Annotated in this window: 17 protein-coding genes; 5 read left to right on the top strand and 12 right to left on the bottom strand. The window is 53.2% G+C overall.

The window, feature by feature from the left end; all coding sequences use genetic code 11:
• The 4 genes from BW978_RS22815 to BW978_RS23220 form a co-directional block, all read left to right on the top strand.
• The coding region (locus BW978_RS22815; protein ID WP_139330647.1) for an SIS domain-containing protein at window positions 1-269 on the top strand (269 nt) is incomplete at its 5' end.
• 47 nt (window positions 270-316) lie between these two features.
• Complete coding sequence (locus tag BW978_RS22810; RefSeq protein ID WP_076398534.1) at window positions 317-883, top strand: sugar transferase; 567 nt, start codon at window positions 317-319, stop codon at window positions 881-883.
• Between the two features lie 31 nt (window positions 884-914).
• Window positions 915-2,873, top strand: coding sequence for a polysaccharide biosynthesis protein (locus BW978_RS22805; protein ID WP_083697695.1), 1,959 nt, complete (start codon window positions 915-917; stop codon window positions 2,871-2,873).
• A 529-nt stretch (window positions 2,874-3,402) separates the two neighbouring features.
• On the top strand, window positions 3,403-3,810 hold the full coding sequence (locus BW978_RS23220) for a Rossmann-fold NAD(P)-binding domain-containing protein (protein ID WP_083697694.1): 408 nt from the start codon (window positions 3,403-3,405) through the stop codon (window positions 3,808-3,810).
• Window positions 3,811-4,180: 370 nt separating this feature from the next.
• Here BW978_RS23220 and BW978_RS22795 read toward each other — a convergent pair whose 3' ends face one another.
• The 12 genes from BW978_RS22795 to BW978_RS22740 all read right to left on the bottom strand — a co-directional run bounded on the left by BW978_RS22795 (window position 4,181) and on the right by BW978_RS22740 (window position 19,001).
• On the bottom strand, window positions 4,181-5,251 hold the full coding sequence (locus tag BW978_RS22795; protein WP_076398531.1) for an acyltransferase: 1,071 nt from the start codon (window positions 5,249-5,251) through the stop codon (window positions 4,181-4,183).
• A gap of 47 nt (window positions 5,252-5,298) precedes the next feature.
• On the bottom strand, window positions 5,299-6,432 hold the full coding sequence (gene wecB / locus BW978_RS22790; protein ID WP_076398529.1) for a non-hydrolyzing UDP-N-acetylglucosamine 2-epimerase: 1,134 nt from the start codon (window positions 6,430-6,432) through the stop codon (window positions 5,299-5,301).
• A 143-nt stretch (window positions 6,433-6,575) separates the two neighbouring features.
• A complete protein-coding gene (locus BW978_RS22785) occupies window positions 6,576-7,583 on the bottom strand; it encodes a polysaccharide biosynthesis protein (RefSeq protein ID WP_076398527.1) in 1,008 nt (335 codons plus the stop codon).
• A gap of 1 nt (window position 7,584) precedes the next feature.
• Complete coding sequence (locus tag BW978_RS22780) at window positions 7,585-8,466, bottom strand: dTDP-4-dehydrorhamnose reductase family protein (RefSeq protein WP_244552038.1); 882 nt, start codon at window positions 8,464-8,466, stop codon at window positions 7,585-7,587.
• Window positions 8,456-9,691: a glycosyltransferase family 4 protein gene (locus BW978_RS22775; RefSeq protein ID WP_076398521.1), complete on the bottom strand. Its 1,236-nt coding sequence runs from the start codon at window positions 9,689-9,691 to the stop codon at window positions 8,456-8,458. The genes BW978_RS22780 and BW978_RS22775 overlap by 11 nt, the downstream gene beginning before the upstream one ends.
• A 2-nt stretch (window positions 9,692-9,693) precedes the next feature.
• Complete coding sequence (locus tag BW978_RS22770; protein WP_244552039.1) at window positions 9,694-10,800, bottom strand: glycosyltransferase; 1,107 nt, start codon at window positions 10,798-10,800, stop codon at window positions 9,694-9,696.
• Between the two features lie 14 nt (window positions 10,801-10,814).
• The gene (locus BW978_RS22765; protein ID WP_175616933.1) at window positions 10,815-11,708 is read right to left on the bottom strand and encodes a class I SAM-dependent methyltransferase; all 894 of its coding nucleotides are present in this window, start codon (window positions 11,706-11,708) and stop codon (window positions 10,815-10,817) included.
• A gap of 59 nt (window positions 11,709-11,767) precedes the next feature.
• Window positions 11,768-13,162: an ABC transporter ATP-binding protein gene (locus BW978_RS22760; protein ID WP_076398514.1), complete on the bottom strand. Its 1,395-nt coding sequence runs from the start codon at window positions 13,160-13,162 to the stop codon at window positions 11,768-11,770.
• Complete coding sequence (locus tag BW978_RS22755; RefSeq protein WP_210217002.1) at window positions 13,152-13,982, bottom strand: ABC transporter permease; 831 nt, start codon at window positions 13,980-13,982, stop codon at window positions 13,152-13,154. Before BW978_RS22755 ends, BW978_RS22760 begins: the two co-directional genes overlap by 11 nt.
• 64 nt (window positions 13,983-14,046) lie before the next feature.
• Window positions 14,047-16,086, bottom strand: a complete 2,040-nt coding sequence (locus BW978_RS22750; protein WP_076398511.1) for a glycosyltransferase family protein — start codon at window positions 16,084-16,086, stop codon at window positions 14,047-14,049.
• A gap of 18 nt (window positions 16,087-16,104) precedes the next feature.
• Window positions 16,105-17,355, bottom strand: coding sequence for a glycosyltransferase family 4 protein (locus BW978_RS22745; protein ID WP_076398509.1), 1,251 nt, complete (start codon window positions 17,353-17,355; stop codon window positions 16,105-16,107).
• A gap of 755 nt (window positions 17,356-18,110) precedes the next feature.
• Window positions 18,111-19,001, bottom strand: a complete 891-nt coding sequence (locus BW978_RS22740) for a LysR family transcriptional regulator (protein WP_076398507.1) — start codon at window positions 18,999-19,001, stop codon at window positions 18,111-18,113.
• Window positions 19,002-19,111: 110 nt separating this feature from the next.
• On the opposite strand from BW978_RS22740, the gene BW978_RS22735 reads away from it, so the two are divergent.
• Window positions 19,112-19,375, top strand: a complete 264-nt coding sequence (locus tag BW978_RS22735; RefSeq protein WP_076398504.1) for a helix-turn-helix domain-containing protein — start codon at window positions 19,112-19,114, stop codon at window positions 19,373-19,375.
• Window positions 19,376-19,621 lie beyond the last annotated feature (246 nt).

Raw genomic sequence — 19,621 nt, 5'->3', positions numbered from 1 at the left:
CCTTCGACCGCTTCTTCGAGAAGACCGTGTCGAACATGCAGGAGGTGGCCGCCCGCGGCGGCAAGATCATCTTCATCACCGACGAGAAGGGCGCTGCCGCCTCGAAGCTTGAGACCATGGCAACCATCGTGCTGCCCGTCGTCGCCGAGATCATTTCGCCGATGGTGTATTCCATCCCGATCCAGCTTCTCGCATATCATACGGCTGTCTTCATGGGCACGGACGTCGACCAGCCGCGCAACTTGGCCAAGTCCGTCACGGTGGAGTAGCACAGAGTTGGACCCTGGATAGGAGCCTCGGTACGATCGGACCTAATATGACTGCAAAGCGAATTATTGACATGCTGGCCTCAATTGCAGCGCTACTCGTGTTCTCAGTGCCAATGGTTGTGATAGCCGTTGCTGTGCGAGTAACCTCTCGCGGCCCAGCACTGTATTGGTCGAAAAGAGTGGGGAGAGATAACGAACTTTTCCTGATGCCAAAGTTCCGAACCATGCGGACCAACACGCCAGTCGTTGCAACGCACTTGCTGCATGACCCATCTCGTCATCTGACCCCGATCGGCGGCTTTCTACGCAAGACAAGTTTGGACGAGCTGCCTCAGTTATGGTGCGTTCTCATCGGAGAAATGAGCCTTGTCGGCCCGCGGCCTGCACTCTTCAACCAGGACGACCTCATTGCCGCACGAACGCTTCAAGGTGTGCACCAGCTTTTGCCTGGGCTCACCGGATGGGCACAGGTGAATGGTCGCGACGAACTCGCGATACCAGAGAAAGTTGCGTATGACGTGGACTATATGCGTAGATCCAGCTTTCTGTTTGATCTAAAGATTATCGCCCTGACAAGTGTTAAGGTTCTAGGCTTTAAAGGTGTCTCTCACTGAAAAGCCTTCTCCTTGGAAGTAGTAAAAAGACATGCGGAAAATTCACCTGCCGGAACATCCACTCGTTCGTGCGTTGAGAGACAGGATTGTCCGAACCCCACGCAGCTGGAAACGCGTCTTTCTTGTGTCTCTCGACATGATTTTGCTTCTGGTCGCCCTTTGGGGAGCTTACGCGCTTCGCTTGTCTGAATGGACCCCTGCGCTTACATCCGAAAGACTTCTTCTAGCGTTTTTCGCGCCAGTCGTGGCTATCCCTATTTTTGTTCGTCTTGGCCTCTATCGGTCGGTCATCCGCTATTTGCCGGAGGCTGCCATCTGGACGATCATCATGGCGATGGCGATTGCCACGATGAGTTGGGTCATTGTCGTCTTTCTCCTTGAAATGGCAGGCCAAGGCATCGTTCCGCGTTCTGTGCCGCTTCTCTACTTCATGCTTGGAACAATCATCATCGGCAGTTCCCGCTTCGCTGCAAAATGGATCTTGAATGTCGGGACGGGCATGCGGCGTGACGAAGAACCAATCTTGATCTATGGCACCGGGCCGTCGGCAGCCTTGCTGGCTCGCGCCCTTAAAGGCCATGGCAACCGCTATGTCATGGGTTTGGTTGACGACGATGCGGCAAACCATGGGCGCGATGTTGCAGGCTACCGCGTATTCCCCGGGCATCAGCTGCCAAGCCTTATCAAGCGATACGGCATCCGCGAGATTGTCTTAAACCTCTCGTCGCTTTCGCAGGAAACACGACACTCGATCGTTTCCCGGGTCACGGGCCTTGGCGTCAAGGTTCGAAGCATCCCGGACTTGTCCGACATCGTTGACGGTCGCTATATCGTCAATCAGATCAGAGAAATCGAGATTGACGAATTGCTCGGCAGATCTTTCGTACCACCGGACAGAGAACTCCTTGCAAACGCAGTTACGCATAAAACAGTGATGGTCACCGGTGCGGGCGGCTCGATTGGATCAGAGCTATGCCGCCTGATATCAGGCTGGAAACCGGAAAAGCTTGTGCTTCTCGAAGCAAACGAGTTCGCTCTCTATTCGATCGAGCAGGAGCTTTCCCAAAAAACGGGCTGCCAGATTGTTCCGATCCTTGGCTCCGTGACAGATGAACGTCTGGTGAAAAGAGCAATTTCGTCGCACAGCGTGAGCGTCGTCTACCATGCAGCGGCTCATAAGCACGTGCCCCTGCTCGAGGCGAATACACTGGAGGGCATCCGCAATAATGTGTTTGGCACCCTGACAGTTGCCAAAGCTGCTGCCTGCGCAAACGTGGAAAGCTTCGTTCTCATATCATCCGACAAGGCCGTCCGCCCGACCAATGTGATGGGTGCGACGAAGCGCTGGGCCGAGTTGATCGTCAGACACATGTCGACAGAGACAGAGAACAAAGTGGGTGGTCAGACCTTCTGTGCCGTGCGCTTTGGCAATGTCATCGGCTCGAACGGCTCTGTCGTACCGCTGTTCAAGCAGCAGATAGCCAAAGGTGGACCGATCACGGTTACCGACCCGGATATGACCCGCTATTTCATGTCCATACCGGAGGCGGCAGAGCTGATTGTCCAGGCCGGAGCCTTGTCGTCTGGCGGCGACGTCTTCCTGCTCGATATGGGCGAACCGATCAGGATCGGCGACCTGGCCGAGAATATGATTAGGCTTGCTGGCTTCAATATCCGCCGACCAGGAACAGAGGATCCCGGCATCGGGATCGAGGTTGTCGGCAAGCGCCCCGGCGAAAAACAGTTCGAAGAGCTATTTTACGACCGACAGAATGCGAAGGAAACCAAGCATCCAAAAATCTTGCGAGCCGATGCGTCTGCGATCGGACATTATGACCTGCCATCAGCGCTCAAGCGCCTTTCGCAAGCAGTGGAGCGTGAGGACGAGAATGCAGCGAGAGAGATCCTTTTTTCAGTCATCGACTCAGAAAGTAAACTGACAGGACCGACCTTCGCCAGGACATCGACCACCGTGGATGTTCAGCCATGAGCTCGATCATGGTGACGGGGTATTCCGGCTTTGTGGCTCAAACCTGGTTCAAACGTTACGCCGCAACGCACTGAATGTGCGAGCGATTTCTCGTGAGGAACGCCCAGATACGGAGGCTGTAAGTTCCTATGGCCCGGATACTGACTGGTCTCAGCACCTAAGGGCGTGGACTGTATCATTCACTTGGCTGCAAGAGTGCATGTGATGAAGGAGACTGCATTAGATCCAGTGACAGCTTTTCGGGAAGCAAATTACCATTCGACGCTGAACCTCGCGCGACAAGCAGCAGTGTCCGGCCTAGGCCGCTTCATATTTGTCGGCACGATCAAGGCGACTGGCGAGCGGACGGAAGGCGGGCAGCCCTGTACCTAGGTCTCGGTGCCAAACCCTCACATTCCCTATGCGATTTCGAAGTTTGAGGCCGAACGAGAACTGTTCGAACTCAGCAAATCTACTGGCATGGAAGTGACCATCGTGCGGCCCCCCTCTGGTCTATGGCCCGGACGTCGGCGGCAACTTGAGACTGTTGATGAAATGGGCAAAGAGCGGCCTCCCATCCGTCTTTCCCAAGGTCAACAACAAACAGTCGATGATCTTCATCGATAATCTGACCGATCTCCTACGCGTGACCATCCACCACCCCAACGCCGCCAATCGGCTGTTCCTGGCAAGCGACAAGGAAGCCTTGTCGACCCACGAAATCCTGAGCCAGCTCATCATAGTCTATGGGAGAACTCTACGTTCCATACCGATGCCGTTAGCCGCAACCGATTATGCAGGAAAGACGCTCATGCGAGAGCAGGCCGTACGGCGTTTGACGAAAAACCTCGAAGTCGACCTGAGTGAGACCACACAGAAGCTAGGATGGGAGCCTCCGTTCAGCGTTATTGATGGCCTAAGCAGAACAGTCACAGGAGACCATTATAGATCATCCTGAATTAACCTCAACTTTACCATGTTCGGCGATTATCGACTTTATCCCTATGGTCCAAATGACAGGAGCTGAACATGAAGCCTTGGAGGGTAATTGCAACGCTGGCACTTGCCGTAGTGCTGCTCCGCGGAGCTATATGGGCGTTTCCTGAAGCAACGCACACTCGAGAGCATATAGGTTGGATCGTAGAACGCCTGCCCATCGTTGAAGCATAAATCGTTCTGCCAAGATAGTGTCGCCGATACAAACCCTAGCTTATCACGCGCGAATGGCAAAATCTGTCGTACGGTTTTCGGCAAACCAGTTGACATTATGTCACCCGCTACGCTGCAAAAACCTCAGATGTGCAGAATTAGTCAACCTTGCGCTACGGTCAAGGTGCCATCCATTTTGTAAACTTGAAAAGGCGCAGACACCAGACAATCGCCCAGCAGACCAGAAAACAAACCAATACAGTCAAGCCGATATTCACAGCCGCGCCATACGACGTGGCTGCAGCTTTCCCAAGTATATTATAGTTCATCCTCTCCAGAACCAAAACATGGACAAAATATATCCCAAAACTGCAAGCAGAAACACTTTTAATCAGTTGTTTCAAAATAACAAAACTTGAATTTTCAATTTCTTGCCCGATGCGCATAAGCAATACAAAAGCAGAAATGCTCATAATGGCGACATTTGGGGTGCTATATACGTGGAAAAACTCTACATAACGCGCTGCACTGTAGCTGGCTTGCGATGTCCACAATGCAGTTAAAAAGGCGGCCGCCACATAGCACAGAGCGGCAGTAATCAGCGTTTTGGCTCGCGGGTTATAAAGCCGTCTTCTAACAAGATACCCCGCGACAAAGAAGCCCAAATTGCCAAGGTTTATATGCCCACTGAAAGGATAGTTCCACTCTAACACGAAAGCCAAAAATTGTAACGAAGAAAGAAAAAGCCAAAGACTGCAAAAATAAACTGCAGGCACATCATTTTCCCTTACAAGTGGGCGCAAAACTGGCACAAGAAGGTAAACGATCGCCATCTCATAAAGAAACCACAGATGGTAAACTACGGCCCCTTGAAAAATACTTTTAAAAAATTTAAGGATAAACAGATAATCGAACATGCCTCCGGCATTGTAGGTTACATAGAATTGATACAAAAGGCTCCAGAAAAACAACGGGACGAGGATCTTCGATAGACGTCGACAAACTTCGCGAAGCGGGTTCCCTTCACGCGCTGACGCTGGCTCAAGAAGGAGATAGCCGCTGATCATGAAGAAAAGCGGAACACAGATCCGGACAGCTGAATCTATACCATTATGCATGGCCCATACAGCTGGGGGAATAGATTGGATCTGGTAAAGTGCTCCAGACGCCGAATGGAGAACAATGACCATCAGCACTGCAGACGCCCGAATGAAATCTAGTGCCAGTAAGCGGCCTGTGTGTTTCGTCATTTTCACTGCAGTGTGAAGCCTAAATTAATTGTCCCCTTCAACGGTTCTTAGCCGTAGTCTTTTCGCCAGACGGTCCTGTTGATATAATCAACATAGCTCAACACAACGCGCAATATTTGTTTCGAAACCGGCCCGGCTTCGTAGTCCTCCACAGGACGGAATGTGCGGTGCATGTTGTTTTGCTGCGCTGTCACAACTGCGACCGCCTCCAGAACGCGTTCACTACGCAAACCACTCATCACCAGCGTCCCAACATCCATGCCTTCAGGCCGTTCATGCGCATTACGAAGTGTGATTGCGGGGAGATTAAGCAATGAAGCTTCCTCGGTGATTGTGCCGCTATCTGACAGAACGCAGAATGCTGACATCTGAAGCTTGATATAGTCGATGAAGCCGAAAGGCTTCATGAAGTGCAGTAGAGGATGTTCAATAGTCTCGCCAAGTGCATCGAGACGTTTACGGGTACGCGGGTGTGTCGAAATCAGGACCGGTAGCCCATAACGGTCGGCCAGCGCCTGAAGCGTCTTTACGAGATTCCACAGATTCTCCCGTGTATCAACATTCTCCTCACGATGGATACTGACGATGAAGTATTTGCTCTTTTCCAGCTGCATACGGGTCAGCACGTCAGATTCAACTATCTTTGGCATGTAATACGACAGCACTTCCTGCATGTGCGAGCCGCTCTTGATAATCGTCTCGGGTCTGACGCCTTCCGCAAGTAGATATCGGCGCGCATGCTCGGTAAGGACGAGGTTGATATCGCTCAGGTGATCCAAGACCTTTCGGTTCAGTTCTTCGGGAACACGCTGATCGAAGCAGCGATTACCCGCCTCCATATGGAACACCGGAATCTTCCGACGTTTTGCAGCAATCACGGCGAGGCAGGTATTCGTGTCACCATAGAGCATTAGAGCATCCGGCTGTTCCTTTTCGAACACCTCATCCGCTTTGGCGATTACGTCCGCGATTGTTTTGGCAGCAGTTTCACCAGCCGCCCCAAGGAAATAGTCAGGCTTTCGAATACCCAGGTCATCAAAAAAAACCTGGTTCAGCTCGTAGTCATAGTTCTGACCCGAATGAACCAGAACGTGGTTCACGTGCGCGTCGAACTCGGCGATGACGCGGCTCATCTTGATGAGTTCGGGCCGAGTGCCGACCAGGGTCATAACCTTCAGCATTTAACTTCCTGTCGTTCAGGGTGGATAACACTAGGCTCAATGTCCAAATGGCACATCGGTCTAGTTGAGCCCATCTCGGCTCTGTTCATGTTGAGCGCGGCGGGCTAGCCTTGCATTGTATTTTTAATCAGCGTCAAGACTAATCAAGACGCTAGTTCTTCCTTGATGTAATCGAGCGCCAGAAGCAGCTTCTTGACGCCTTCAACGTCAAGCCTCTCTGTGTTATGAGATGTATAATCGTCAATTTCGGAGATTTTCTGTTCGCCTTCGATGAAGAACTTGTTGTAGTTTAAGTCTCTGTTGTCGGCAGGAATGCGGTAATAACGCCCCAGATCGTCTGCCTTTGCCATCTCTTCGCGAGCAACTAGAGATTCGTAGAGCTTTTCACCATGCCTCGTTCCGATAATTTTGATCGGATTGCTGGCATTAAAGAGGTCTTTAAGTGCGACAGCCAGGTCTTCCAGTGTTGATGCCGGTGCCTTCTGCACAAAAATATCCCCCTGCGACCCGTTCTCATAGGCATGGATCACGAGATCAACGGAATCTTCCAGCGACATCAGGAAGCGCGTCATGGTAGGGTCGGTGATCGTCAGCGGCAGGCCAGACTTGATCTGCTTGATGAACAACGGAATAACCGAACCGCGGGACGCCATGACGTTGCCATAGCGCGTGGCACAAAGAACAGGTCCTCCGTTCATCATCCGTGACTTCGCGACCACGACCTTCTCCGCCATAGCCTTGGAAATCCCCATAGCGTTGATCGGATAGACAGCCTTGTCGGTGCTGAGAAAAACAACCCGCTTCACGCCCCGGTCTGCAGCGGCGTTCATAACGTTCTCTGTTCCCAGAACATTCGTACGCAGCGCTTCCATTGGATAGAACTCACAGGAAGGTACCTGCTTTAGCGCCGCCGCATGGAATACGTAATCAACGCCTGTCATAGCATCGCGGATGCTATCGAAATTTCGCACGTCGCCGATGAAGAATTTGAGCTTCGGGTTATTCAACTCGATGCGCATATCCTCCTGCTTTTTCTCGTCGCGGCTGAAGATACGGATTTCACGGACATCTGTGTCAAGGAAACGACGAAGAACGGCATTACCAAACGAGCCGGTGCCGCCGGTGATCAGAAGCGTTTTGTCATTGAACATATTATTTTTCTCCGCGGAAATCGGCGTCATGCATGCGTTTGATGAGTTCTGGCCAGGTCGGTGCCACATAACCACTGGCCTGAGAGAAACGGGTGGATACGAGCGATCGGTCTATTACAAACTGCTCATCCCTCACAATCCTGATGTCCTTGCCATACTCGGCCGCAATGAGTTCCAACAATGCGTATTTCGAAATCGGCTTTGCAGAAACGTGATAGAGGCCCTTGAGCGAAGGGTTGGGCATTACAAAGTCTCGGATCACATCCGCCAGCTCACAGGTCGGCAAACCCGAGAAGATTGCGCGGTCGAAGCCCTTGACCTCGCCGTTTTGCGCTAAGAACCAGTCGACCAGCGAATAAGCCGACGTCAACTCTCGGCCGATGATCGAAGTGCGAAGTGTAATGGCATTCTCGTACTCGACCACTTCACCAAGGTGCTTGGACACCCCATAAAGGTCCTCAGCATCTGCCTTACTTTCCTCTGTGTAGCCCCCTGTTGCTCCGGAAAATACACAGTCCGTGCTGATGTGCACCAGACGGGCACCAGCAAGTGCCGCCAGCCGGGCAAGCTTGTGAGGGAACAAAGCATTCAGCGGGAGCGCAACCAGCGGATCTTTTGCCGCTGATTGCTGCTTGATCAACCCGACACAATTAATAATGGTGTCAGGCTTTGTACGGTTAAGCAGAGCCACAAGCGCGTCATTGTCCAGGACATCCACATTGGCAATCATGTCAGCCTGTTGTTCAAGTGTGAAATGCTTGAAGGATGAGGCATTTCGAACAGTTGCCAGAACCGTCTGATTCACCCTGCCATGGAGCGCGCGCAGCACTGCGCTTCCGAGCATTCCACTTGCGCCCAGAATGAGCGTTCTCTCATTTTTCACTTTGCCGAACTCCCATTCTGCTCTCAAGAATTGCAATCAGCCGATGGACTACGCCAGAGGCGTGGAAATGGCTTTCAAAATACCGTTTTCCCGCCGACCCCATCGTCTCCTGCTTCCTGACGGGCAAAGAGAACAAGGTCAAGATAGATTCCGCCAATCCGCGGCTATCCCCTGAGGCAACGACAAGTCCACAGCCTGCTTCCCTGATGATCCGGGCCCCTTCGCCATTAAGCGCAGCTATAATAGGCTTTCCCGCCTGCATGTAGGCCTGAACTTTGCTAGGTACGATCATGCTAATGCCAGGATCATTCGAGAGTGTAACCAGCAAAGCGCTGGCGCGGCGGAAGAAGGCCGGCATCAAAAGCCGGTCGACATGTCCGACCAGGACAAAGTTTTCAAGACCAGCGCTAGCGGCTTTGGTCTTCAACCATTGGGCTTCGCTGCCAGCACCCGCGATGATGAACCGGATGCGCGGCTCGTGCTGCAACAGACGGGCGGCCTCAACAATTGTTTCAAGCGATTGGGCACGCCCTAGATTACCTGCGAAAACAACAGGAAAACAGTCATCGAAGATCTTGGATAGGTGTTCCGGAAGGGGCCCATCTTCCGTCTGCTCGACGGGTGCCGGGTTGGGCAAATATACAATCTTGCGTGGGTCAGCACATTCCGCCACAGGCCGAGCCAATGCCTCCGATTGTACAAGGATTGTTCCTGCACACCAATAGAGGATACGCATAAGCTGTCTGACGGCTGAAAGAATGAACCGGTTGGTGACGAAGCCGGTCACAGCCAAACTGTCCGGCCAGATATCTTGCACCCAATAGGCAAGATGAGCTTTTTTGCACCAAGCCATAAATGCGGCTGGAATTGCCGACGTTAGGGGAGAGAGACCGTAAAACAAGACCACATCAAATGTCTTGCCGCGCATCATCCTGGGAAAATGCAAAAGCCCGGAGAGAACGAAGGACAAGTAGTTCAATGAAAGGCCAACGCTTCCTGCATCGCCGCGCGGACGCAAAGGAACCCGCAAGACCTCAATGCCACCTGCATATAGCTCCCTTAGCGTTCCTTTTCTGGAATAACCCGGTGCGATGCGGCCTTCCGGATAATTCGGCTTTCCGGTTGCAACCGTCACTTGGTGGCCTTCGACCGCCAGAGCGCGCGCCACATCATTGATGATGAAGGACTCTGGCCAGAAGTATTGAGTGACGATTAAGATGCGCATGCTCAATCCGAAATGACCCACGAGGGTGCGGCCGTCTCCGGCGCTGCGATCCAGTTGTATGTTTCAATGTATTGACGGGCAATGGCGTCCCAGCCGAACCGTCGACCGGCATATTCCATCGCCTTCAGGCGCATCCGCGAAAGGGCAACTGGCTCAACATCCATGGCCGCGCGCAGGGCTGACGCAAGCTCTGCGACATCATTGCCAATGATCCATCCCACCCCCTCCCCGGGGAGGCTGCTCCAGGGCGTCGCTCTTGTTGTAATCACGGGAAGCCCGGCGCTGAGTGCTTCTGCAACGGTGATACCAAAGTTCTCCGAATAACTTGGCAAAACATAAACCGATGCACTGGCAAAGACATCCCATCGGCGAGGTCCGAAGACAGGAGGCAAAAGGACAACATTTGCCAATCCCAAGCTTTCGATCTGCTTCTGGATTCCTGCGACATACGCTGCTTCACCGTGGCCGCAGATATGCAAACGGTAGCCCTTATGATCAGAAAGAGACTGCCAGGCCGCAAGAAGGTCGGGAATGCCTTTCTTGGGGTCAATGCGGGAGAAGAAAAGAATGGTCCTTTCCCGCTTCTTGTTGGCAAGCTCTGCAGAAAACCCCTGAAGATCAACGCCGTTGGGAATAATCGCGATTGGCGGTGTCAGTCCCAATTCCCTCAGGCGCGCTGACTCCTGTTCTGAGTTGACCACGAGCAGGTCCGCAGCTTGCATGGTGCGCCTCTGGTAGAGCCACCATGCAGTACGCTTCTTGACCCACTTGTGATCAAACGCCCAAGGCTCAAGAGTGCCATGAGGGCTCATAACGATCGCTGCGCCACGGCGGCGAGCTTCCCGAAATGCACGGTACTCGAAAGGTGTCCAGAGCCCGTGAATATGAACGACAGAGTTCATCACGCTGGCTGGCAATTGCCGTAGCCTCTGCCCGCTGAAACCCACATCGTGAATTCCCGCGGCGGCATTAGTGATTGAATTGCCGCTGACGAAATGAGCAGCCACGCCTTCTGACAGTAGACCTGCATGAAGAGAGTTGGCGACACTCATCATGCCGCCGCCCAGGTGACTGGCATCACGAACAACGGTTGTTACTGCTGCGCGCACCAATCCCGCCTCGGTTATCGTCTCAAACCGCTCGTAAGTTTACGGACAATCTTAAATGCCCATGTGCCCGTAATTTCCTTTACTTCCATACTTTCGGCCTGGACCCTTGCCTTCTCGGCCTGCACCTTGGCCTTCTCGGCCTCAATCTGCGTTCTCGCGGTTTCGATCTCAGTTATCGAAGCCCCGACTTTTGCCTGCTGTTCCTCGAGGAACGCATTTCTACTTTTCAACTCGACCATGCTATCTTGTAGCTTCAACAAGGCAATTTCAGACGGCAGGGGGCGTCTGATATCCGAAAGCGACAGGGAGCCGACAAATTTCGTGTCTTCCACATTACGGACAGCAAAAAATGCTCCGTATACTTTTTCCAGAGGATCGCCGCGAAAATTCTTGCTGTGATATGTCTCGCATATATGAAACTCCCAGCCGTCGCCAAAATCTTCTGGCAACCAACCAGACTTATGCTCCTGCATCTCCCCACCAGAAAGACCCCAAGCATCCGGCTCCCCTGCCTCCACATGCTGTGGCATAAAGCCTAGCGGTGTGAATATCACAACCTGACGCGCGGCCACTCGCTCGAGTTCGGAAATGACCTTGAAGCCGACATCCTTGTCCAGGTGTTCGATGACGTCCAATAGGAAGATACTGTCGATCGACTTATCGTGAAAGGCGCCAAGAGCTTCAAGAGCCCCTAACCTCAGTATGAGGACGCTCTTGTCGTCTGAATGACGTTCCCTCAGAATATTTGAGTATTCCTCCCACGGCTCTACCATAATATGCAGCTTAGGCCTGAAATAATTCATGGGTACGATGCCGCAACCGACGTCGAGCGCAATATCAGTCTCGACAACAATCTCGTCGATTGCATCCAAGAGAGACTGCACGTCATTATAAAGTGTCTTTGTCATCGTTTCCATTGATTCTATTGAGGTCTTTCTGCATTAGACTCACCATAACTTAGGCACCGTCAAGGCAAGGCTGCCTTTATCGTTGATTCAACCGGAATCTTTAGAAGGACGCCTGTGTTTATGTCTGATTGAGACTGAAAGACAATTGCCTCATGAAGCCAGTGATGTTGCACATGATCTTCAAGAGTTCCGCCCGCAATCGCCAACACGACTGTGTAAGTTCCTGGGGCCAAAGTCGGCATCACGAACTTGAAGCGAGCTTCACCAACACTTTGAGAGTGCATATTCACAGGTGAATATGCCGTCCCTTCAAAGGTGTTCTCTCCGAAAATGTACTGCCCAAGACGATCTTTTACTATAAAGCCAGCAATTACGGAGGAGACATCTAAGTTTGCCTTGAAATTACACGCAATCTCGCAGGCCTCGCCTCCTGTTACGACTTGCAAAATCTGTCCACGCTCACCAACCAGCTGACAGCCCGTAATCTCTGCGGCCATATCGCCAAACCCACGATCATTTGCCGGCGGCAGGAGCTCGGACTGCCCCCATTCGGTGCGGGCAGCCTCAATTCCTCCGAGGTCAGCATCAGTCTCCAGCTGAACGTCCGTCGAAACGGCAGCCGCGGAGGAAACAGCCGAAGGGATGTCTAGCTCAACACCTGTATGCTTCTGATAGAGGAAGGCCAGATACTCCTCACACACCTGTTTTGGATCGCCTTGCGCACGAACGGTACCGTTCTGCAGCCAAACAACACGATCGCAGAAGCTCATCATCGCGCCGGTGTCATGGCTTACAAAGAAGATGGAGCCGCGCTCTTGGAATTTGCGCAGGAAACGCATGCACTTTTGCTGGAAGTAGGCATCACCGACCGCGAGCGCCTCATCTATCACGAGAACTTCTGCATCAACATTGGCAATAACACTGAAAGCGAGACGCACGAACATGCCGCTCGAATAGGTTTTTACCGGTTGATCGATGTGCTCGCCGATCTCTGCAAACTCAATGATTGCGTCCATCCGCTGATCGATCTCGGCCCTTGATAGACCATAGATGGCGGCATTGAGGTAAACGTTTTCTCTGCCCGTGAAGTCAGGATTGAACCCGGCTCCAAGTTCAAGCAGTGCAGCTACACGGCCGCGGCTGTAAGCGGCGCCTGAGGAGGGCGAGAGGGTGCCACAGATAATCTGCAGCAGAGTAGACTTGCCAGATCCGTTCTGTCCGATGATCCCCAGCGTCTCGCCTGGCATAAGGCTAACGGAAACATCCCGAAGCGCCCAGAACTCACGAAACCGCGGGGTGTCCTGACGCAGACGAGGCATCAATTTGCCCAGCACAGGTGCTAGCAGCCGTTTCACACGCGGGACAAGCATCTGCTTCAGACGATCTTCCGACTTGTTATACAGCAGATAGACCTTGCTGATGTTTTTCGCTTCGATCACCGCTTCAGAGGACATCGGCGAAACCCTTGCGCGTAGCTTGAAACCACGAGAACCCAATCGCAAAAACGACCGCAGCAGCAGCTGTATAAATCAGTAGGCTCCACCAATCCGGCGCATTGCCGAGGATAGATACGTCCCGCAGCTGCTCGACGATAACGGTCAAAGGATTCGCATATAGATAAATGCGAAAATCTTCCGGGACGTTTTCGAGCGGGAACAGCACGGGAGAGGCAAACATCGCGATGGTTGAAACAATTCCAACAACATGCGTGAGGTCGCGCACAAAAACACCGGTCGCGGCAAAAAAATAACTAAGTCCAAGAACCATCAAAGCATATGGCGCAACGACCAATGGAAGAAAAACGATGGTGAACGGCACGCTTCCCTGAAGATAAACGAGCAACAAGCAGACCAACGCCATGCCAATAACAAAATTGACAAGCGCACTGAGTAACGGCATCAAAGGAAGAAGCTCAAGCGGAAACACGACCTTCTTCACATAGGACGCATTACCAGTTACAAGTTGAGGTGCACGAGTAATGAACTCGGCGAAAAATCCGTGAACGACAAGACCTGTGAATAGAAGAATTACGAAATTGCCCTTTGTGTCCGGACCTGATCCCCAGCGCATTTTAAAGACGAACACAAAAACGAAGGAATAGAGGGCGAGCATCATCAAAGGGTTAAGCAATGCCCAGGCAACACCCAACACACCGTTCTTGTAACGGGTTGAAAAGTCACGCATCCACAACTGCTTCAGTAGATTGCGGTTTTTCCAAATGTTAGATAGTGCTGCTGAGGATGTCGGCAACGTATTCACGTTATGCATGGTCATGCCGATTCATTAGCCTTTCCCGTGTCAAATGTCTCGGTCAAAAACACGCGCAAAATCCCGGATTTCAGTCTTGCTGGACGGGGAGCGTGATATAGTCGAGGTGGCCATGCTCCTGCAACCATGAGCATTTGGTGCAATCATCAGCCGAGACAATGATGGCGCGGCACGATCCCAAACGGGCCAGCTCTATGGCAAAAGCGACGCGGAACGCACTGCTTCCCTCGACTGCAACACGGTCCAGTCCGTGGGCCATGACAAGGTGCAGCTTTTCACTGAGACAGTTACGGGGCAGCTGCTCCACGGCGTGCTGCCATTCATCGGTCCAATTAATGTTTGAACCGCCCTCATCTGGCAGGTGCAGATAGTGAACGAGTCCGGGGCCTGCGGGATTTAAAATTCCCCCATCGACATCTGAGTCTAACGGCTTCTGCAATCCGGACAAATCTGCCAAAACAAGCGTTTTGCCTGCTGGATACATCTCTCCTACAAGCTTTGGAAACACATTGAACGGCAAGGCTACGGTAGCCGGGAAGTCAATTTCCGATTTTTCCACGTCGTTGAGATCATTTAGCGTCAACCCAAGCAATGATTTCAGCTGGCCGTTCTCGGTTTCCAGACGATCAATTTGCTCCAGCATGGCAGCCTTCTCGGCATATAGGCCATGAATTTCCCGGTAAAGACTATTCAGACGTGGGATGGTGAGTGCGATCCGTCGCACAACCGGCTTGCAGCGCTGCAGCAATCTGCGCGGACCGGTCGAGATATAGCCCCGCACCTGACGTCCGAGCCAAGGCAGTGTCAGTCGCCGCTGCTTATTGGTCAGCCCGGAGTGATAGATGACCGCCTGCTCACTCTTCCTCTGGTGATCATGGAGACGGGCTTCGCCGCCCTCTTCAAGGATTTCGCCTCCGATGAAGGTATTGAAGGCCCGATCCATGGACTCGAGCGTGAAATCTTCGAAAAACGCTGTCCGCGCGTTCGCAGCCATTTTCCTGTAATTCTCAGGATCGGAAACAAGCCGTTCAAGTTCATTGTAAATTGCACTTGCGGCAAGTGTTGTGGCGACAAGACCACAATGGTGACTCCTGATATACTCAGCAGGAGATGAATAATCAGGCCCATGAAAAACAATGGGCCGACCAGCCGATAGATATAGGACCAACTTACTTGGGAAACTAAACTGGGAAACCTCCTTCATGCCCGGGTCGAACGGATAAGGACAATAAAGGACGTCACATTGGGATAGGATAAATGCCGCATCCCTCTGAGATTTCCACCCCAGGAAGGACACATGAGGATCGGGTGTGCCTGGCGGCTGCTGAGGCCCGAGGATCACAGCCCGCACCGGCCGCCCTGCGATCTGCCAGCCGGCTGAGCGCAGGGCAAGTAGCAATTGAAGCCATTCATTGGCGGCATAGAACTGACCGGCCATGCCAATCACCAGAGGCCTATCCCTGGAAGCCTCGACGGCCGGCTGCTGCGCCATTGACTTATGGTGGGACGCGATTACGGGAATGGCAGGCACACCAAACCGTCGCTTATACAGCTCCGCCATCGGCACCGAGGCTGTCGCAACCCCTCGGCTGGCGGCAATTGCATGGTCAAACTGAGCTTGAACACGTCGGGTGTGGACCCGGTCAATCCCGTGCGCCTTTGCCCACCAGCTGAACGGGTCCCAAACATGGGTGTAAAGCGGCACACCAAGCTTTTGTGCCACTGCCTCAGCCATCCGGATCGTTGTTTGCCCCTGCAGCACTGCCCAGACACGATCAACGTGCTGGTCACGTCCAAACCTGACGGCTTTTTGGATCAGGCGTGGTATAACGGCCGTCTCGATGAACTTCTCGCCTGCAAAGGCTGCCGCAGCGGAGAACGCGCGCATGGACCTGCGACGGGGTAGCCACGACCAGTTCTCGTTAGGCTTTGCATGCATCTCGATCGGAATGTTTGCGAACTCTGCGCCAAGGCGCATATCAAGCGCCGGATTGGTGACCGAAAAAATGCAGATCTCATCCCGCGGGACCAATCGGACCATTGCAGAGAGAACTAAGCCAGCTGTGAAGTTATCACAGGGCGGAATATCCGTTAGAAGAAGTATCTTCATGGGCGCGTGCTCCGGCGGTTAAGTGACCGGTCCTGACTTTTGATGTTGCGACAGAACGCGCTCATAGAGGTCCGCAGTCAGCCTCGCCTGCTCGCGGATGTCATAATGCTTCTCGGCAAGGCTGCGAGAGAGAGAACCCCGACGCTCGCAATCCTCAGGATTTCGAGCCAGCCATTCGATCGCGCGCGCCAACGCTTGAATGTCACCCATCGGCACACTGAGGCCGGCATCCGGCGCAAAGGTGATACCTGGAAGGGACGTGCCGTCAAAAGAGAGAACCGGCCGGCCACACGCCATCGCCTCGATCGCCATCAGACCAAACGCCTCAGCTCTGGAGGGCATGGCGAAGAAATCGCAGGCAGCATAGGCGTCAAGAAGCAGATCCTCATCATTAGACCAACCGAACTCGATGATCTGGTGCTTACCGATGAACTTGTCAAAGTGACCTATTTCCTGAAGAGAGATAATGCAAAGCTGCAAATCTGGAGCAAGCCGCTCAACCGCCTTAACAAATTCTGCAAGCCCCTTGTATGGGGTGGACGATGAGCGCAGGAAAACAACTGGGCGGCCAGGGAAAATGCCCAGGCGTTCCCGTGCGGACTGCCTGTCAGCAGGCTTGTAGCGATCAAGATCAAGCCCAAAAGGAATGACGTTGACTTTCAGGCCCTCGGCAATCGGAGATTTTGAAACCATTGCTCGCATCCATTCTGAAGCGACAATAATTTCGGCCTTCATTTTAGAGTAAATCTTTTTCTTCCATGCATATTGCTCCGCAGTCTTGTCCTCGAGCATTGCAAAAGGCAAGGTGAGGTCGGGGCAGGATCCACAGCCTTGGGTCCAGCGCGTGCAGCTAAGCGGATAGATGCAGTGGCCAGTCATTGGCCACGGATCGTGCCATGTCCACACCGTCGGCTTGCGCCGCGCAAGATAAGGTAGGGCAGAAAGGCTCAGCCATCCGTCATGAATTATGTGAAGATGCGTGAGATCAGCATCTCTAAAGCGCTTATGTAGCGGCAGGGCCCAGGAATGCGGTTGCAAGCGTGCATGCATCGAGAGCTTCTGCTCTAGCTTCATAAAGCCGCGCGTGACGTAGCGATTGCCGGGATAATCGAACGCCTTAGAGACGAAATCTGCATCCGACTGCTTATTCCAATATACGAGTTGAGATGACCTTATCCCACGTGACAACAGGTGCGGATGCAGATCGTACCCGTTGAATCTACGCCCAATCAAATCGCCCGAATTAATCTGCAATACGTCTATAGCCATAGCAATGCCGAAGTCCAGTCGTCATCTAATCTTCGCTTAAGCAGATCCGGTACGCATTTATATATCCAACGGAAATCACATGACATCTAACCGCTGAGGAGTACCTGTAGCACCGCAATTAATGTATGGCCTTTGGGGTGTCAACTATGCGGTCACAACTTAGCGTGTCTGTATTGACTTTCCGATGCGGTCGCGAGTGCATATCCTCGACAGAAACAAGACTCAAAGCAGCCCTTGTTCAATTGGCGCCCTATCGAGCGGCCCCAAAGTAATTTGCGCACTCCGTCAGAGTGAAACGTCGCATCAATTCGCCGACTACCTGCCAAAAAGCAGCGAATTGCTGTCTGCCAGCGCCCACAACATGGTCTTCAACGTCGAGGAGGCGTTTTCAATGGAATTACAGCATGACTTGCAGGGCGAGAAGAAATAGGAATTTTGCACCGATGCGGTCAATACTGATGCGCTCAATGGTGTCGCAACCGCCTGGCTGCGGTACCGTCTTGCCCATCCCGGATCAAAGCCGCGCTTGCGCGAGATCCGGGACAGACAATGAAGAACATCGGAGCGTTCAGCATCGCGGCGACCGCAGGGCGCGAACGCGGGAATTCTCGCCACGTCAGGGCCGGACAAAGGGAAGCCGCAGGAGCCTGAGCAAAGCGACCCAAAGGGTCAGGCGGGACCGACTTCACCCGGCCATGGCGTTCCGCACGAACGGGCAGTGAGCCTCGTCGACGAAGTGACATACCCCACTCCCCTCACCTGCCCGGCCGCCCCAGCGTCCTGGCAATATCGATGATGTCATCCCGTGCAGCTGTCGGATCATCCTTGCTCCAGGCAACACCAAGACCGATCTTGAGGTCTATGCCCGTCACCTTCTTCAAGACGACATCCCGGCCCGGTAGATCTGCCGTCCATTCCGGCGCAAAGCCGACACCGAGACCTGAGGATACGAGCGAGATCAGCGAGAAGGTATCATCACAGGTATAGGCGACATTGTCATTCAGCCCGTGTTCGTCGAAGGTCTCTGCAAAATAGCGCTCGGTGAAGGACAGGTTCTGCCGCTTGAAAGCGATGATCCTCTCACCCTTTAGATCCTCGATCGTCACATCGTGCCTCGAGGCAAGCGGGTTTCCCATCGGCACTGCCAGCAGATAACGCTCATGGGCAATCGAGAAGAAGCGTAAGGATCCGATGTTCTCGACAGGCCGGATAAAGCCGAGGTTCAGCTTGCCGCACTCCAGTTGCCGGATGATCTCCGAAGTTGAGCCATTCGAGACATGCAGGCGGATATCGGGAAACTTCCGACCGATCCGAGCGAGGAACGCCGGGAGTACCCCCGTCGTTGCCGGATAGATCGTGCCAATCCTGATCTCCCGAATAGTCCTGCCTCCTGCCGCCCGCGCCATCTCCGCAGACAGGTCCAGTTCTCCCAGCATCCTGACACAGCGATCGTAGAACACCTCCCCTGCCCGCGTCAGTTCAACCTTGCGGGTCGAGCGCGTCAAGAGCTGAACCCCAAGCCCCTTCTCCAGCGCTTGGACCTGCGTGCTCAGCGCCGGCTGCGCAATGTTCACCCGCATGGCAGCACGGCCAAAGTGAAGCTCCTCGGCGACGGCTACGAAGTAGGAGAGTTGGCGCAGTTCCATCTAAGCCTCCAACCGCACTGACGAGCATAACGCGACAGAGGGCATCAGAAAACGCATTATGTCGTATATATCCGATGGATTAATGCAATGCAAGATGGTGGCCATGCTTCATGGACACTCGCGCTCGCATAGCCTGGAATCTGAGACACTTGCGGATTGCCAAAGGCCTGACGCAGGAAAGTTTGGCTGTCGACGCGGCAGTCGACCGGAGCGTCATCAGCGACCTCGAGCGCTCAAGACATAATGTTTCGATTGACCTGCTCGACAGGCTCGCCTCCGCCTTGGCGGTGGATATCTCGGAATTTTTGCTTGTGCCCTCAGCTCATGAGCAAGCAGCTCAACCCCTCAAAGTTGGGCGGAAACCAAAGAGCTAATATCACGCGTCACTGATTAGGTCTCCTGCGCCCATTGTGTCGGACGATCGGCATAATCTTCCGCGTCGATGCAGTAAGGTTAGCCAAGCAGAGCAGCAGCGCTCTAACATCGTCGGAGGACTTGAAGACGCGGTTTGAGAGCCAGTTATCCGTAAGCGGCAAGGAGACCCCATCTGGCGTCGCTGATGCTGGGCAGGGTATTCCGGACATACGAGTTCTCTGAATGTGAGGATCTATGTCTAGGCC

It is taken from the genome of Rhizobium sp. RU33A, from assembly GCF_900156055.1.
In the GTDB taxonomy this organism is placed as follows: domain Bacteria; phylum Pseudomonadota; class Alphaproteobacteria; order Rhizobiales; family Rhizobiaceae; genus Allorhizobium.
Note: the sequence above shows the minus strand (reverse complement) of the source record. Positions and strands in the feature narration are given on the sequence as shown.

What these genes read in the sequence shown, in the direction of transcription:
- BW978_RS22810 (WP_076398534.1), top strand. Translation starts at nt 317, where the DNA reads ATGACTGCAAAGCGAATTATTGACATGCTGGCCTCAATTGCAGCGCTA.
- BW978_RS22805 (WP_083697695.1), top strand. Translation starts at nt 915, where the DNA reads ATGCGGAAAATTCACCTGCCGGAACATCCACTCGTTCGTGCGTTGAGA.
- BW978_RS23220 (WP_083697694.1), top strand. Translation starts at nt 3,403, where the DNA reads ATGAAATGGGCAAAGAGCGGCCTCCCATCCGTCTTTCCCAAGGTCAAC.
- BW978_RS22795 (WP_076398531.1), bottom strand. Translation starts at nt 5,251, where the DNA reads ATGACGAAACACACAGGCCGCTTACTGGCACTAGATTTCATTCGGGCG.
- wecB (WP_076398529.1), bottom strand. Translation starts at nt 6,432, where the DNA reads ATGCTGAAGGTTATGACCCTGGTCGGCACTCGGCCCGAACTCATCAAG.
- BW978_RS22785 (WP_076398527.1), bottom strand. Translation starts at nt 7,583, where the DNA reads ATGTTCAATGACAAAACGCTTCTGATCACCGGCGGCACCGGCTCGTTT.
- BW978_RS22775 (WP_076398521.1), bottom strand. Translation starts at nt 9,691, where the DNA reads ATGCGCATCTTAATCGTCACTCAATACTTCTGGCCAGAGTCCTTCATC.
- BW978_RS22765 (WP_175616933.1), bottom strand. Translation starts at nt 11,708, where the DNA reads ATGACAAAGACACTTTATAATGACGTGCAGTCTCTCTTGGATGCAATC.
- BW978_RS22760 (WP_076398514.1), bottom strand. Translation starts at nt 13,162, where the DNA reads ATGTCCTCTGAAGCGGTGATCGAAGCGAAAAACATCAGCAAGGTCTAT.
- BW978_RS22755 (WP_210217002.1), bottom strand. Translation starts at nt 13,982, where the DNA reads ATGACCATGCATAACGTGAATACGTTGCCGACATCCTCAGCAGCACTA.
- BW978_RS22750 (WP_076398511.1), bottom strand. Translation starts at nt 16,086, where the DNA reads ATGAAGATACTTCTTCTAACGGATATTCCGCCCTGTGATAACTTCACA.
- BW978_RS22745 (WP_076398509.1), bottom strand. Translation starts at nt 17,355, where the DNA reads ATGGCTATAGACGTATTGCAGATTAATTCGGGCGATTTGATTGGGCGT.
- BW978_RS22740 (WP_076398507.1), bottom strand. Translation starts at nt 19,001, where the DNA reads ATGGAACTGCGCCAACTCTCCTACTTCGTAGCCGTCGCCGAGGAGCTT.
- BW978_RS22735 (WP_076398504.1), top strand. Translation starts at nt 19,112, where the DNA reads ATGGACACTCGCGCTCGCATAGCCTGGAATCTGAGACACTTGCGGATT.